Source organism: Lentilitoribacter sp. JB5-8 (assembly GCF_055693385.1).
Map to the genome: position 1 here is coordinate 3,582,740 of NZ_CM146332.1, position 15,507 is coordinate 3,598,246.

Consider the following 15,507-nt stretch of genomic DNA (forward strand, 5'->3'; position numbering starts at 1 on the left):
CATGGGTGTCTATGAAATGTTATTGCCTGATGTGGGGGAAGGTATTGCGGAAGCTGAAGTCGTGGAGTGGAACGTAAGCCCGGGCGACTTGGTGCGTGAGGACGATATTCTCGCAGCTGTCATGACCGATAAAGCCGCGGTTGAAGTTCCCTCTATTGTTGATGGCAAGGTGCTCGAGCTTGGTTGTGAACTCGGCCAGATGATGCCAGTGGGCGCGGTTCTTATTAGAATTGAGATTGATGGAGATGATGTATTAGCCAGTCATTCTAATGAATCACAACAAGACAACTCAGAACCAACAATCGCAAAACCGAAAGATGTAAAAATTGCAAACAACAAAACGCCCAATGATGCGTCTGACAAGATCGCATTAGTTTCACATGATCCAACTCAAAAACCGCTGGCTGCGCCATCTGTTCGAGCACGCGCACGCGAAGAAAACATTGATTTGAAAAAAGTCTCTGGTAGCGGTCCTGCCGGGCGGATTGTTCACAAAGATATCGATAATTGGATCGGCACAAAAGATCACCCCGATCAATTAAACAATCGCAGAGCCAGTGAGCATGTTGAGCAAATCCCCGTCGTCGGGATGCGCCGCAAAATCTCAGAAAAAATGTCTCTGTCAAAACGTCAGATACCGCACATTACCATTGTTGAAGAAATCGAGATGACAGCGCTTATGGAATTGCGGACAAGTTTGAATGCAAAACATGAAGGTGAGCGACCCAAACTGACAATTATTCCCTTTATCATGCAAGCCATTATTGAAGCCGTCCGAGAGCAACCACAGTTTAATGCACGCTTTGACGATCAGGCTGAAATTATCAACCAATATGAAGGGGTGCATATTGGCATTGCAACGCAAACAACAAATGGTTTGACGGTACCAGTTGTGCGTCATGCGCAGATGCAAAACTTGTGGGACAATGCTCAAGAACTCAAACGTCTTGCAACCTCAGCAAGGGAAAGAACAATCAAACCTTCAGAGTTAAATGAAGGCACGATTACAATTTCATCCTTGGGTGAATTGGGAGCCATTGCAACAACACCCATCATCAACCATCCAGAAGTGGCTATTATCGGCGTGAACAAAATGCAGGTTCGCCCCATGTGGGATGGCCAGTCTTTTCAACCCAAATCCATGATGAATATTTCCTGCTCGTTTGATCACCGCGTCATAGATGGATGGGATGCGGCTGTTTTTGTTCGTAAATTGAAAACTCTGCTGGAAAGCCCAGCCATGTTATTTGTGGAGCGCTCATGATGGATCTCAAATGTAAACTGCTCATCATTGGCGCTGGCCCGGGTGGATATGTATGTGCAATTCGCGCCGGACAGCTTGGGATAGACACAATAATTGTTGACGAAAACGCAGCTGGTGGCACCTGCTTAAACATCGGGTGTATTCCATCAAAAGCACTCATTCACGCGGCCAATGAATTTCATAAAATTGCGCATGTTTCTCAGGGACCACTTGGCATAAAAGCAAGCATTCCTGAGATTGATTTAGAAGACACAATAAAATGGAAAGATGACATTGTAAAACGTCTGACCGGCGGTGTTGAGGGCCTTATGAAAAAGGCCAAAGTCAAATTTGTGAAGGGGCGTGCAAAATTTATCGACGGCAAACAAGTCGCCATTGAAAACAATGATGAAATTCGCTCCATTAAAGCAGACAATATTGTCATCGCCACCGGATCATCATCTGTCGAACTTCCAACGTTACCATTTGGTGGTGATATCTTATCTTCGACACAAGCCTTGTCACTTAAATCCGTTCCCAAATCACTTGCGGTTATTGGCGGTGGATATATTGGCTTGGAACTTGGCACAGTGTTTTCAAAACTAGGGACGGATGTCACACTCATAGAAGCAACAGATTCAATATTGCCACTATTTGATAAAGCCTTAAAAAAACCTGTTCAGGAACGATTGGCAGATCTAGGTGTAAAAATACTGACAAACACGCAAGCTGAAACATATTCCAACGGTATTTTAAAAACTAGCTCAGGTGAAATCGAGATCGACAAAGTACTCGTAACAGTTGGGCGCCGACCCCGCACTGAGAAAATTCAGATCGATGAATTGGCCTTGACCAAAAATGGCCCTTTCATTCAAATCGATGACGTTTGCCAAACATCCATGCGCGGTGTATTTGCCATTGGCGATATTACCGGTGAACCTATGCTCGCACATCGTGCTATGGCACAAGGCGAGTTGGTTGCAGAATATATTGCAGGTGAAAAAGTGATTTGGGATAAACAATCCATCCCTGCGGTTTGCTTCACTGACCCAGAAATCGTTGTATGTGGCGAATTGCCCGGCACAATTGAAAATACCCAATCCACCGAATTTCCATTTATGGCAAATGGCAGAGCCTTGACCACGGAAGATGAGACGGGCTTTATTCGCGTTGTGTGGCGCAAACAAGATCATGTAATTGTTGGAATACAAGCCGTTGGCGAAGGTGTTTCAGAACTCTCAGCTACATTTTCTTTAGCACTAGAAATGGGCGCCCGTCTGGAAGATATCAGCGCCACAATTCATGCCCACCCCACCCGCTCAGAAGGATTTCAAGAAGCTTGTATGCGGGCATTAGGCAAAGCAGTTCATATATAATTTGAATTATCAATGAACTTTTGAAACAAATTAGGCACCGGACTGTCCACAAAACACTCCGATGCCTGATCCCAAAGCTGGCATTTATCTTCCCAAAATATAATACCGCTTCAAAGGATCCCCCTTTCTTCGATCACGAAGCAAATACTTCCAAGTGACCTTTTTGCACTTTGACATCCACGGGAGTTTTACCTGCAGGTTCTCCATCAATGGTGTATTTTTGCTTTGGTCTGGTCACAATAGAAATAGATCGCTCGCGTGATGTCGCTACGCCCTCCAAAGTTTCGGGATCACCGAGCAACATTTTCGGTAGCAACTTTATCCAACCAATCACACCGATCGGTTTCACCGCCATGACAGAAAGCTCACCACTATTCAAAGAGTTTTCGCTATCAATGGTTAGATAACGTCCAAAGCTGTTTGAATTTACCACAGAGATTTGATCCGCTCTAAATGAATTATGTTTTTCTTTGTCCATGACAACATCTGCGGTGAACGTTTTCGAATTATGGTAAGATCGCCACCAACGATACGGGTATGACAAACTTCCAAAAATCTTTTTAGCCAAGCCACCATGGTCACGAGCAATTTGCTCAGCAAATCCGATATTAAGTGCATTGAGAAACGGTTTGCCGTCGGCATAGCCAACATCAACATTGCGGGTTGAACCAATTTTAATAAGCTCTGCTGCAACTTTAAGGTCTTCAGAAACACCAATACTGCGCGCAAAGTCATTGCCTGTTCCCAAGGGCAATATGCCCAAAGGTTTTCGTGAAGCGAGAACATCGCTTAATAGGCAGGATATTGTTCCATCGCCACCCGCTAAAATGACCATATCATGATCAGCTATGACCAACTGGAAGATAGTTTTAGCCTCTTCCTCGCTGTGCGCTATGCGTTTTGAAACATCAATATTTGAACCTTCGAACAGACCCACAAGGTATTCATCGTCCTCATCACCTTTACGTGCATTGGCGTTTATTAAAAGTAGTGCCTTCATGTATCCAGTCCTTTTCATTGACTTTAAATGACTTTCTCAAGGTATCAGTTTTTGATAAAAAATCAAATAAAATCAGATAGTTAATGGACGTAAGATAGATACATTCATGTAGTATTGGAACAACATTAACCACCACTTATGCAGTGATTTATGTTTGTTACTCAACATACGTATGTTATGTAGAAGATGATTTATTGATAAAGGTGAAAACATGGCAAGAGAAGTCAGCAAGCGCACTGAGAAGTTACAGCTGATGCTGAGCGACGAGGAAGTCAAAGCAATTGACGACTGGCGCTTTGAACATCGCTTACCTTCAAGAGCTGCAGCCATTCGCGAACTTATCAGCCGAGGCCTGCATACCGAAGAGTTCAGAGAACCAGCAAAAGACAAAGCAACTGGAGATTTTGCAGTTACAACACCACCCGACGAGACCTAATCAACCAAAATCTTTAAAACCAATATGCTTTATGCGGAAAAATCTGCTAGGTCTGTGTGATAAATTTCAGAACACCAGCCAATAGAGTTTTCAAACCAAATCATGACTTTACTGATTTTCTATCTTTTCCTAGCTGTTTTTGTGTCATTCCTTTGCTCTGTTTGCGAGGCTGTACTGTTATCTATTCGGCCTTCCTATATTGCCACATTAGAGAGCCAAAATCATAAAAGCGCGAAACTTCTAAAAGGTCTCACAGCAAATATTGATCGCCCGCTTGCAGCAATATTAACAGCTAACACAATCTCTCATACTGTTGGCGCAACGGGCGTTGGCGCGCAGGCCACCGTGGTATTCGGCAATCAATATTTGGGCGTTATTTCCGCGGTTCTCACTTTCGTTATTTTAATCTTTTCCGAGATTATCCCGAAAACACTCGGAGCTACTTACTGGCAGCAACTTGCCCCTATGACAGCGAGAGTAATTCAAGCTATGGTAACGGGCTTGCTGCCGCTAGTTTGGTTGTCTGAAAAACTCACAAAACTGATTTCCGGCGGCAAAACGAGTGCCTTTACATTCAGCCGAGATGAAGTGAAAGCCATGGTGGAAATCGGCAAAGAGGAAGGTGTATTTAACACCGAAGAGCATGCAATCTTCACCAACATGATGAAAATCCGACAAATTTCAGTTCGTGACATTATGACACCTCGTTCGGTGATTTTCTCCCTATCTGAGAACCTAACGACACAAGACTATTTCACCAAATATCCCAATTCACCCTTCTCTCGAGTTCCCATATTTAGTTCATCACAAGATGATATTGTTGGTTACGTCTTAAAGGTCGATATTTTATCAGCCAAAGCAAATAATAACGGCGATGAAAAGCTAACTGCCTTCAAACGAGATTTTGTTGCCTTGTCCGACAAATTGACTGTTTACGATGCCTATTCACAGCTGATCACCGAAAAAGCACATATCGTTTTGTTGGTTGATGAATACGGGACAGTTCAGGGACTTGTCACATTGGAAGATATCATTGAGACCATCATGGGGCTCGAGATCACGGATGAACTCGACACGGTTGAAGACATGCAAAAGCACGCACGCAATAAATGGCGTGAACGCATGGAAAGTATGGGTGTTGATCTGAAAGAACTGCCAAAAAATTTAGTGCATTCAGACGATTAAATGCGGCAAGATACTCAAACCCGACATACTCTGCGTCGGCAGATCTGCTACCTTTGATGGTTTAGATATACGCCCATATTACACACTCATTGCAACAATGCGGCTGATTTCTGTCAGCGAACGACCCGATTGTTGCATCCATGTGTTGAATGCATGTTGCACCGCTGCCATATCTTTTTTGGATGTAGGATTTTTATCAACCACCCCTTCAGCGATCAGACGCGCTGTTACATCTTTTGACAAAATAAACCCACTCACCCCCATAAAACGCAAATAATATTGACCGGTGTTACCACCAAGTCGGGTTCCTTTTTTCTTCAAAAGCTCCAACAACCCGATAAAATCAGTATGTGGCCAATTACCAAACGCTTCTCCGACCGAACCATGCTCTTTAACCAAGCTAATCATAAACTGCGCGTTTTCCTGGACTGAGCGGATTTTCGCGCCATAACGCACAATGCGCGTGTCGGACACAAGGCGATCGAAATCATCCTCATTTAACATCGCGCATTTACCAAGATCAAAACCTTCAAACGCCGCTTCAAATCCAGGCCACATGCTTTCAACAACCTTCCAATTAAAGCCGGCTTGAAAAACACACTTGGTCGCTTGCGCGAGCCAACGATCATGCGGGATATTTTTGAGTTCATCAACGGAGCGCGACGCGGGTGAAAACTCATGAATAATTAAACTTTCAAGCGCGGTAGAACCGCCCTTACGTTCGGCTGCAATCTCATAAATTTCCCGAAATTTTCGCATGTGAACTCCTGATTTATTTGAGTGTTATTCATATAGGCACAAAACTTTGCACTCAACATTAAAGCCATAAAAGGATCACACTATCGCCAAAAGAATCGAGTAAGTGCCAAATGCTATTTATTCCATCAACCGGCTCTCTTAATTAGCAACTCCATTTATCAAGCGGACCAGAATACTTTGAAAGTTAATTTATGAACCAAAACAATAAATCGCCACTAAGCTTTAGGATATTAGGACCCGACGATGGCATTCCCGTTGTCTTTTTGCATGCGGTTGGTGTTAGTTCTTGGATGTGGGAGAAATTCCTACCAAAACTACCCGATATCAAAGCATTACTCATCGACCTACCAGGGCATGGCCAAAGCCGCGATGTACCCTGGGTTTCATTAGAAAATACAGCTGAACAAGTTCACACTGTAATTGAAAATGAATTGCCAACCTGCGTGAATATAGTAGGCATTTCACTGGGCAGTTATGTTGGATTAATGCTACTTGCTCAAAATCCTGAAAGGTTCCGCACCGCATTTTTAAGCGGGATGCATGCTGGCGGCATGAAAAAGAAAGGCTTAATGAAGCTAATGTCTTTCGTTATCGCACCCATTGCAACGACATCCTTCTTCGCTAGGAAAAACGCAATTTCATTGGGTGTAGAAACCAGCCAAATTGAGGATTATGTCCAATCAGCTACGCAAACACGATCTTCAGCTTTTAAGCGAGCGACGAACGATGTTGTTGATTTTCGCACACCAGATGACGCCAAGCATATTCAGGCGAAAGTAAAGTTTGTTTCAGGTGATCGAGAACATGAATTGATTAAATCATCAACTGAAAGGTTAACCCAAATCGTACCGAATGGATCATATCTATTTGTTAAAGATGGTGGGCACGGATGGCCGGGCAAAAAACCAGACTATTTCGCAGCGCAACTATCTGAACACATCACGTAATATTTCAATTGAATATTGAATAAAAAATCATGAGGTGCGAATTAGATTACGCACCTCACAATGCATTTGCTTTCTAGTCAGCCCCGGCTGTTCCAATCATCGCACCGGGTTTTGGCTTCACAACACGCTGCACAAAGAATACCAATGCTGCGATGCCGCCCCCCATCAGATCGGTATAGATACCGCCTTCGATTAAGAATAAGGCTGCAATGATCAAACCGATACGGTTGAACCACACGACCGGTTTGCCGATAAACCAACCTTGCATGCCAGAGGATAGTAAGAACACACCTGCAACAGCTGTGATGAACGCACGCGCAATCTCAATAGTCGTGCCATCCATCAAGAGCGCTGAATTATAAAAGAACATGAACGGCACGATAAAGGCTGAAATCCCGATGCGGAACGACGTAACAGAAGTTTCCATTGGGTTTGCACCCGATATTCCCGCCGCCGCGTAGGACGCAAGCGCTACGGGGGGCGTTATCGCTGAAACAACGGCAAAGTAGAATACGAAGAAATGCGCGGTGAGTAGCGGAATACCTAAATCCACCAATCCGGGCGCAACCACAGAAGCAGCCACGGCATAAGCTGCGGTTGTTGGCATACCCATTCCAAGCAAAATTGCGATACACATAGCAAAGAACAGCGCAAGCAATTGAGATGTTTCAGCCAAACCAAGCAGCAGTGCAGAGAAACGAGCACCAACACCTGTAAGCGAGATAACACCAACGATGATACCGGCACAAGCGCAGACTGCAATGATCTGAATGGACATTAACCCGGAAAGCTCAAATGCCTTGGCAATGGATTTTGGCCCCATACGATAAGGTGTTAGCCAACTTACAACAGCAGCTGCAACTGTCGCCAATGTGCCAGCACGGATTACAGAATACCCCATAAAGAGGGCCCCAATTAAGATCACGATCGGCAGGAATAGGAAAGCCTGACGCGCCATCTCACCAAGTTTTGGCAACTCTTCGCTGCGCATGCCGCGCATCCCAAGTTTGGCCGCCTCGAAATCCACCATAAAGTAGACAGATACGTAAAACAAAACTGCTGGAATGATCGCTGCGATCGCGATTTCCTGATACGGAATCCCAGTCACCTCAGCCATGATAAAGGCACCAGCACCCATGATCGGCGGCATGATCTGCCCACCTGTTGAAGCGGCAGCTTCCACAGCACCTGATACTTTTTTGGAATAGCCGACACGCTTCATAAGCGGGATTGTCAAGGAACCAGTGGCCACAACGTTACCCGCACTTGTGCCATTGATCATCCCCATTAAACCGGATGCAAAAATCGCTACTTTTGCTGGACCACCACGTGCACGACCCGCTGCAGCAAACGCGAAATTGACGAAGTAATCTCCAACCTTTGATGCTTGCAAAAAGCCCGCAAAAATAATGAAGAGAATAATATAGGTTGAGGATACTGCTGTGGTTGGCCCTAAAATACCAGCGTCTGTATAAACTTGCGAAAAGAAGCGCTGCCAGGTCACAGCCGGTGCATTTAAAACACCCGGCATGAATTGCCCTGTGAACACATATACTAAGAAAACACCTGAAATGATCACGAGTGCTAAACCTGCAACGCGTCGTGTCAGCTCAAGAATAAGAACCGTGCCCGCAACAGCCGCAATCGACATGCCAATTGGGGCAAAAGGTGTACCTGTTGCATTACGCATTTGAGTTCCAAAAATGGTAATGAGATAGGCGGCAACGGCGAGACCACAGATTGCTAAAGTAACATCTAAACCGGATAGACTTCCCTTGGTGCGTTTATCAAACCAGGGAAGAACAACAGCACCAAAACTCGCAATTAATAACGGAACACCATAGAGCCAAGTTTCGTTAAACTTGATTTCCGGATCCAACCCGTTCCAAAGTTTGCCATTAGAAATTTGATATTGGAAGTATAGAGCAGTCGCCAAGCTTAATAGCGCAGCGGCACTTAAAGGTACGGAAATGAAATTAAAGAGTGGTGAGGATTTTCCTGCCTCACTAAATTGAGTAGCCGAAAAGAGCAAAAAGCCTAAGCCAAGTGCACCGGCAATATGTATAATTCTAAAGTTCCAGGTTTCTAATGGTAAATCTGGTAAAAACGGTATGTTTATGCCGGTTATGGCTGATATAGAAACACCGTTTAACGCGATGATGTGGAACATGACATAGATTGCCGCATAGCTTGCAACAAACAATCCAAACCGACCAGAAAAAAGGCGACGATTGCTTTCTACCGGTTCATCGTCAATACCTTCTGCTTTAATTGGTTCAACGATATCCTGATCTTTCGTTGCTTCGCTCATTGGTTTATCCCCCAAGGCATGGTCACACATTGCCTTTGCAAGTTCAATGGCACGCACGCCAATTGAAACTGTAAGTCTTGAATTAATTTTGATTATTTTTAAAAACCCCAAGACCTTTATCTAAGGCCTTGGGGTGTATTTTAGATGCGATTAGTTGCCGTAAATATTTGAGGCTTCGATGCTTGCACCATTTTCATTAAACCACTTGGCAGCACCTGGGTGCCAGCTAAGCACTGTATTTTTGTCCCAGTTTGCAGGAACTGTTGTTTTAGCTGCTTTGTGAACTTTCATCATACGATCATGATCACCCATTACAGCTTTAGTTGCTTCATAAACAAAGCTCTCTGGAAGATCACAGTTTGCAATTGCGAAGTTCCACATTGACACTGAACGAAGATCACCAGGCTGTGAAGAATATGTACCTTTTGGCACGATGAAGTTTGCCACTGGGAAAGCTTCTTGGATTTTACCCTGCTCATCTTCAGTAAACTCAACGAAGTTCACTTCTGTTTGTGCTTCAAGCTGTGACACAGCTGCAGTCGGAACACCCGCTGCAAATGCAATTGCATCCAACAATCCATCTTGCAATTGTGAACCTAAGTCATTCCATGAACCATTACGGCGTTCAAATTCAACACCCAAGTTTTCCAACATTGAAGGGAAATAAGTGTCAGATGTTGATCCAGCAGGACCAAAACCGATCTTTGAACCAGCAGGAATGTCAGCAATTGATTTAATGCCTGAAGATGTAAGAGCAGTCACGTTAAATGGTGTCTGATACATTGGGAACATTGCACATGCTTTGTCCATTTTAAGACCTGGTGCAATTGGGTTTGTTCCGTTCAAAGATTCATTTGCAGGACCCATTGTTGTCATGCCAAATGCAGCCTCGCCTGTGTGTACCAACGCCATGTTCTGCATTGGGCCACCTGTGATTTCACCACCGCCTGAAACACCAAGGTCTTCTGCGATAATGCCAGCAAAGCCAGAACCATACACAAAGTATGTTCCACCTTGTGATGCAGTCCCAACCGTAAAGCTCTCAGGCCAACCAGTTTTGTCCATTGCCATAGCTGCGCTTGTTGCCAAACCAAGGGCAACAGTTGCTGATAATAGAGTTCGAAGTTTCATAGTTCCTCCCTAGACCCTCATAAAAAGGTCAAATTGATATTCGAGCGACGTAAGTTACCACTTAAGTAAGCGTCCTCGACCTCACGCAAAAAGCATTCAGCTGAAGAAATCAAACACCATTTTGCATTTTTTGCAATTTATTGAAGTAGGCGCTGGCACGTTGAGCACAAAAGGTAACATTGATACAAAAAACTTGTACCTATCGCGTAACACTCGTCTATTTTAGCCATGTTTTACGAAATCTTCACGTCGCAGATCAAGCTTCTGCATTTTCTCATAAAGTGCCTTACGAGATATCTGCAAGGTTTCATACGTCTCTTTTAAGCTTCCATTATGCGCGGCCAATACGGATGCAATGATCGCCCGTTCCTGTTCCGCCATAATGTCAGATAAAGGCTTACCCGTTTGAATAGCAGGAAGCTCATGCCCTATATTCAAATCAATACCCAAAACATAACGTTCGGCCGCAACACTGAGTTCACGTAAATTCCCAGGCCAATGAGCAGTTGCAATCTGCGTTAAAAGTTTGGGCTGTATCTGTGGCGTCTCTTTGTCGTGCCGCAAAGCTGCTTCGACAACAAATTTTTGAAACAAGAGCGGAATGTCTTCGCGCCTTTCTTCAAGATCAGGCAATGCAAGATCAGCCTTGGCCAATCTGTAGTAAAGATCACTGCGAAACTTGTCTTGTTTAATCAACTGCTTCAAATCAAGATGAGACGCTGCAATAAACCTCACATCAAGCTCAACGGGTTGGTTTGAACCCAGCCGCGTGATCGAGCGCTTATCAATTGCGTGCAGTAGTTTAGCCTGTGTCTCAATTGGCAACATATCAATCGCATCAAGGAAAACAGTTCCCCCGCGCGCATATTCAAACTTGCCGTATCGGCTTGTTGTTGCAGACGGAAAAGCACCTGCTTCATGACCAAACAGTTCTATTTCAAGAAGATCTTTTGGAATAGCAGCACAGTTTATTGATACAAATTCCGAGTTTTTTCGCGGACTAAGATCGTGCAATAATTTAGCGACAGTGTCCTTCCCCGTCCCCGTATCGCCTGCAATCAAAATATCAGCTTCTAATCCGGCTAACATTTTTACTTTTGTCTTTAGCGTTTCAATCGCTGCAGATTTTCCCGGCAACGAACCTTCAAGTGTACTGTAACCAGAGAGCGAAGCTTTTAAAGATCTAACCTCTAATGTTAATCGGCGTTTTTCCTGCGCTCGTTTTACCGTTTCAATCAGATGTTTTTGTGAAAAAGGTTTTTCAATAAAATCATATGCACCAACCCGCATACTATCAACCGCCATTGGAATATCACCATGGCCTGTGACCAAAATCACAGGAAAATCCGGATCAACTTCGCGAATAGATTTAAGCAATTCCAAACCGCCAATGCTCGGCATTTTCACATCTGTTACAACCACAGCATCCAGTTGCTGATCAATGCGAGAAAGCACATCCAACCCACTTTCAAACAACTCCGCCTTTAAATCGTTCAGTTCAAACGCCTGCTCGGCCGCCAATCGAATATGTTCTTCATCATCAACGAATAATACAACACTCATTGAGCCGCCTCATTCAAATCGTCTTGTTTCGCCTTCAATAGCGTGACCTTGAAAATCGCGCCCCCATTTGCTGAATTCGCTGCGCTGATCTCACCGCCAAAATCTTTGATGATGTTATAAGTTATAGATAGCCCCAAACCCATGCCTTGCCCCGCCTGTTTGGTAGAGAAAAATGGGTCAAATATCTGATTAAGTGTTTCATCAGGAATACCAGAGCCGTTGTCTTCAACAACTATATCAACTTTGTTTTCGCGAACTTGAGTGCGCAACGTTATGGCTGGTTTCTCCACATGTTCAACAGCATCGAGCGAGTTGCGCAAAAGATTTACAATAACCTGCTGCAAGCGAACATCGCCACCCGTTACAAACAATCCCTCATCTGGTCTTTCAAATTTAAAATTTATCTGAGCGGCTGATAATTGCGGTCTCATCAATTCCGAAACACTGTTTAAAACCTGCGCCAGTGAAATCGGTTTCGTTCGCTCTTGTGGCATTCGTGCGAAATTGCGGAGATATTTGGCAATCGATGACATGCGATCAACCATGGAAACAATATGGCCAATATTTTTTGTCGCTTCTGCTTTGCGATCACGCTCGAGATATAAACCAGCATTTTCAGCATAAGCTTTGGTCGCGGCAAGAGGCTGATTAAATTCATGCGAAATCGCAGCTGACATCTGCCCTAAAGCTGCAAGTTTTCCTGCTTGAATAAGCTCAGTTTGCGTTTTGCGAAGGCGCAGTTCAGCATTTTTTCTCTCCTCAACCTCTGCAAGCAGCAAAGTGTTTGATTGGTTGAGTTCGCTTGTGCGTTCGGTGACTTTTTGTTCAAGCTGCATTTTCGTGCGGTTCTCTGCGGCAAGTTTTTCAGATAATCTGACTTGTCTTTGACGGATCAAAAGCGCAATGGCCGCAACTAAAAGCGCTGAAATGATAATACTACCAGCAGTTAACACCGCCAAAACAGTTGACGGACGTGTGGGAGTTAAAATTGTCACCCGCCAACCCGCACGCGCGATCAATGTTGTTGTTGCAATGAATTGTGTGAAACCTTCACTGGTTTCAATCTTGATCAGAGAGATATTTGATTGAAACTCATCTTGTTCATTGGGTAGATGTTGCAGCAAATCTAGTGGATATTGTTTTGCAGACGCAATGATTTTACGATTTTGCTCGGACAATCGGGTCAGTGATTTTAAGTTCCATTCATCACGGCTGGAAATGAAAACAATATCGTTTGAATCTCGCACAATAACTTCGGAATTGCCTTCACTTAAACTGGCTTCAAATTGATTAACGGTAAATCTCACCGCAACCACACCTTTAATACGGCCCGCTGATCGTACGGGCGCGGCATAAAAATAACCACGTTGTCCGCTTTGCGTACTCATCGCAAAATATTGTCCAATACCCCCTGCAATAACCTGATCAAAATAGGGTCGGTAATATTTGCCACTCTCAAAAGGAAGTTCTCCTTCACCCCGGTCTGATTGCGCTAAAAGCTTACCCGTTGCATCTTCCAAATAAACACCTTCAGCGCCAAGCGCATTGGCTGTTTCTGATAACAGACTTTCTGCACCTATCTTCAGCGTGTTTGAAACAGTATTATTTAGAAACGCGGAAATTTCAGGACGCGCCGCGATGAGAGCCGGGATGCGTGCATAACGATCGAGCGTTAGCCGCAACCCTTCGGTCGCCAACTCAAGTGTACCTGATTGCGCTTGTACAGTTTGCATAAGGAAATAGCGCTTTACAAATGGGTTAGAAGCGATTGCGAGTACGACAATCAACACAAGAAAAACTAACGTCACGACAATAAATCGCTGTTGTTTTAAGGTCGTTTTGAGTTGTTTTCGCATTTGGGCCTAATATTTTAACAGATCTTAGTTCAACCTCACACATAAGTTAAATCGCTAAAATACTCAAATGTGATCCACACAATACTACCTGCAAAAGCCGTTGATCCTCAAATCAAAAACGCGTTTTAAGCCCAAGCCACTCTCAAACTTGGATCGTTCTTTTTAGCACTTGCACCAGATCATGTGCAGAGGAAAACGCACCTTCGACAAGACCTTCAGAACACCAATCACCGCACACGGCAAGCTTTTGGTTCGGATCGATGAAAGACCTTGGTGTTTTATCTCTCTCAACACTATTGGCGTATCGCCAACCATGGATGACTTTGTGCTCTGCATTTGCAACGTTAAAACCAAGAATGCGCGTTGTCTGCGCAATTAAATGGCGCATCACCTCTTCACGATCACCATCGATATGCGCATCGGCATATTCTGCTGTTGAATGAACCACCAAAGTATCCGGACCAGATCTTTGCGGCTTATTACGATTGACCGCAATCCAGCTCAAGTCTTCATCCATAATATGGGCTGCATCAAATTCGAGCGATAATCCATGGTCAAATCCAAGCATTAATGCAAAACATGCATGCATTTTCCTAGCTTTGAGTTGGTCATGGTGTGCAAATGTTTCTGGCAGCAAATCCAAGGCTTGAGGCGATGGAATGGTACAAATAACCCAATCGAAATCTTTAAAATCTCGGTTTTGATCATCCGCTAGCTGCCATTTATCTTGGTAAGTCAGCGAAACAATTTTCGTATCGAAATGAATAGACAAATCTTGCGCTAAAAATTTTGCGACAGAATTCATTGAAGGAACACCGACATATCTTATCGTGTCGTTACACCAATGTTCATTTTCGGTGATTTTATCGCCTTTCATCGTTACACATTTCGCGTTCCAAGGCTGGATAACATTATGATCTAGTAAGGGTTGGATAAAGTCCTGAAACAATTTAGTTTTCGCTGTAAAATATTGCGCGCCGTGATCAAAAAAGTAAGGCTCAGCACGCCTTGTCGACATGCGGCCACCCACGCTGCGCGATTTTTCAAATATGGTGATATCGGCGTAGTCTCTTAGCAAATGCGCTGCGGTTAACCCAGATAATCCAGCACCAATAATTGCAATCTTTGTCATGCAAATATTCCAGACGCGATAAGGGTAATGATGACAATGGATGAAACGATCATGCGTGTTTTAAAGTAATCGCGTGCAATGAAACCTGCCGCATATAATCTGTGATCTACCATCAGCAAAACGCCAAAAGCGGCGACAAACATGAACATGTTTAATTTAAAGCTCAGAACTAAAAAGCCAACCCAAAGTAGAACGACTGTAACATTACTCAAAATTGGTAAAATATGCGCCCAACGATCGTTTTGGATATGAAGGTGCTGGCCCCAGTGAGCGCCAGCTAGGAACGTTGAAATAACCAATGCATAGGCACTTAGTAGGTTTTCAACTGATCCTAAAACAGGCAATTGCTTAATGCCAACAGCTAAACATATTGCACAAAAAACAAATGGAATTGCCCCACCATATGTTAGATATGGGAAAAGTTTTCTCACTACGAAATCTTCCTACTTTTTATTATTTACAAGCCGAAACTTATGGCTCCTACAGAACAGACCGCTTTTATCCTGCATCCATAACAAATGTACGCGCCAAAACCATAAATAGATGTTTTTTTTGAACGAATTTACAT

Annotated in this window: 13 protein-coding genes; 5 read left to right on the plus strand and 8 right to left on the minus strand. The window is 43.9% G+C overall.

Annotated elements, in window-relative coordinates:
* Nucleotide 1: 1 nt before the first annotated feature.
* Nucleotides 2–1,264: a dihydrolipoamide acetyltransferase family protein gene (locus tag ACZ1GZ_RS17375; protein ID WP_472666127.1), complete on the plus strand. Its 1,263-nt coding sequence runs from the start codon at nucleotides 2–4 to the stop codon at nucleotides 1,262–1,264.
* A complete protein-coding gene (gene lpdA / locus ACZ1GZ_RS17380) occupies nucleotides 1,261–2,619 on the plus strand; it encodes a dihydrolipoyl dehydrogenase (protein ID WP_472666128.1) in 1,359 nt (452 codons plus the stop codon). The genes ACZ1GZ_RS17375 and lpdA overlap by 4 nt, the downstream gene beginning before the upstream one ends.
* A gap of 133 nt (nucleotides 2,620–2,752) precedes the next feature.
* On the opposite strand, the gene ACZ1GZ_RS17385 is transcribed toward lpdA, so the two are convergent.
* Nucleotides 2,753–3,619: a diacylglycerol/lipid kinase family protein gene (locus ACZ1GZ_RS17385; RefSeq protein ID WP_472666129.1), complete on the minus strand. Its 867-nt coding sequence runs from the start codon at nucleotides 3,617–3,619 to the stop codon at nucleotides 2,753–2,755.
* A 211-nt stretch (nucleotides 3,620–3,830) separates the two neighbouring features.
* Here ACZ1GZ_RS17385 and ACZ1GZ_RS17390 point away from each other — a divergent pair, with 211 nt between their 5' ends.
* Both ACZ1GZ_RS17390 and ACZ1GZ_RS17395 read left to right on the plus strand, forming a co-directional pair.
* Nucleotides 3,831–4,055 carry a hypothetical protein gene (locus tag ACZ1GZ_RS17390; protein ID WP_472666130.1) on the plus strand — a complete coding sequence of 75 codons (225 nt, stop codon included), beginning with the start codon at nucleotides 3,831–3,833 and terminating at the stop codon, nucleotides 4,053–4,055.
* A 102-nt stretch (nucleotides 4,056–4,157) separates the two neighbouring features.
* Nucleotides 4,158–5,240 carry a CNNM domain-containing protein gene (locus tag ACZ1GZ_RS17395; RefSeq protein WP_472666131.1) on the plus strand — a complete coding sequence of 361 codons (1,083 nt, stop codon included), beginning with the start codon at nucleotides 4,158–4,160 and terminating at the stop codon, nucleotides 5,238–5,240.
* A gap of 78 nt (nucleotides 5,241–5,318) precedes the next feature.
* Here ACZ1GZ_RS17395 and ACZ1GZ_RS17400 read toward each other — a convergent pair whose 3' ends face one another.
* On the minus strand, nucleotides 5,319–5,999 hold the full coding sequence (locus tag ACZ1GZ_RS17400; protein WP_472666132.1) for a DNA-3-methyladenine glycosylase I: 681 nt from the start codon (nucleotides 5,997–5,999) through the stop codon (nucleotides 5,319–5,321).
* A 191-nt stretch (nucleotides 6,000–6,190) separates the two neighbouring features.
* Between ACZ1GZ_RS17400 and ACZ1GZ_RS17405 the strand changes: the two genes are divergently transcribed.
* Nucleotides 6,191–6,946 (plus strand): alpha/beta fold hydrolase, encoded by a 756-nt coding sequence (locus ACZ1GZ_RS17405; protein ID WP_472666133.1) that lies wholly within the window; start codon nucleotides 6,191–6,193, stop codon nucleotides 6,944–6,946.
* Between the two features lie 73 nt (nucleotides 6,947–7,019).
* Here the strand turns inward: ACZ1GZ_RS17405 and ACZ1GZ_RS17410 are convergent, their stop codons facing one another.
* The 6 genes from ACZ1GZ_RS17410 to ACZ1GZ_RS17435 all read right to left on the minus strand — a co-directional run bounded on the left by ACZ1GZ_RS17410 (nucleotide 7,020) and on the right by ACZ1GZ_RS17435 (nucleotide 15,370).
* Nucleotides 7,020–9,257 carry a TRAP transporter permease gene (locus tag ACZ1GZ_RS17410; RefSeq protein ID WP_472666134.1) on the minus strand — a complete coding sequence of 746 codons (2,238 nt, stop codon included), beginning with the start codon at nucleotides 9,255–9,257 and terminating at the stop codon, nucleotides 7,020–7,022.
* Nucleotides 9,258–9,407: 150 nt separating this feature from the next.
* Complete coding sequence (locus tag ACZ1GZ_RS17415) at nucleotides 9,408–10,388, minus strand: TAXI family TRAP transporter solute-binding subunit (RefSeq protein ID WP_472666135.1); 981 nt, start codon at nucleotides 10,386–10,388, stop codon at nucleotides 9,408–9,410.
* 222 nt (nucleotides 10,389–10,610) lie between these two features.
* Nucleotides 10,611–11,951, minus strand: coding sequence for a sigma-54-dependent transcriptional regulator (locus ACZ1GZ_RS17420; RefSeq protein ID WP_472666136.1), 1,341 nt, complete (start codon nucleotides 11,949–11,951; stop codon nucleotides 10,611–10,613).
* Nucleotides 11,948–13,759 carry a sensor histidine kinase gene (locus ACZ1GZ_RS17425; protein ID WP_472666137.1) on the minus strand — a complete coding sequence of 604 codons (1,812 nt, stop codon included), beginning with the start codon at nucleotides 13,757–13,759 and terminating at the stop codon, nucleotides 11,948–11,950. The genes ACZ1GZ_RS17420 and ACZ1GZ_RS17425 overlap by 4 nt, the downstream gene beginning before the upstream one ends.
* A gap of 190 nt (nucleotides 13,760–13,949) precedes the next feature.
* Nucleotides 13,950–14,939 carry an NAD(P)/FAD-dependent oxidoreductase gene (locus ACZ1GZ_RS17430; RefSeq protein WP_472666138.1) on the minus strand — a complete coding sequence of 330 codons (990 nt, stop codon included), beginning with the start codon at nucleotides 14,937–14,939 and terminating at the stop codon, nucleotides 13,950–13,952.
* Nucleotides 14,936–15,370, minus strand: coding sequence for a DUF3429 domain-containing protein (locus ACZ1GZ_RS17435; RefSeq protein ID WP_472666139.1), 435 nt, complete (start codon nucleotides 15,368–15,370; stop codon nucleotides 14,936–14,938). Before ACZ1GZ_RS17435 ends, ACZ1GZ_RS17430 begins: the two co-directional genes overlap by 4 nt.
* Between the last annotated feature and the right edge of the window lie 137 nt (nucleotides 15,371–15,507).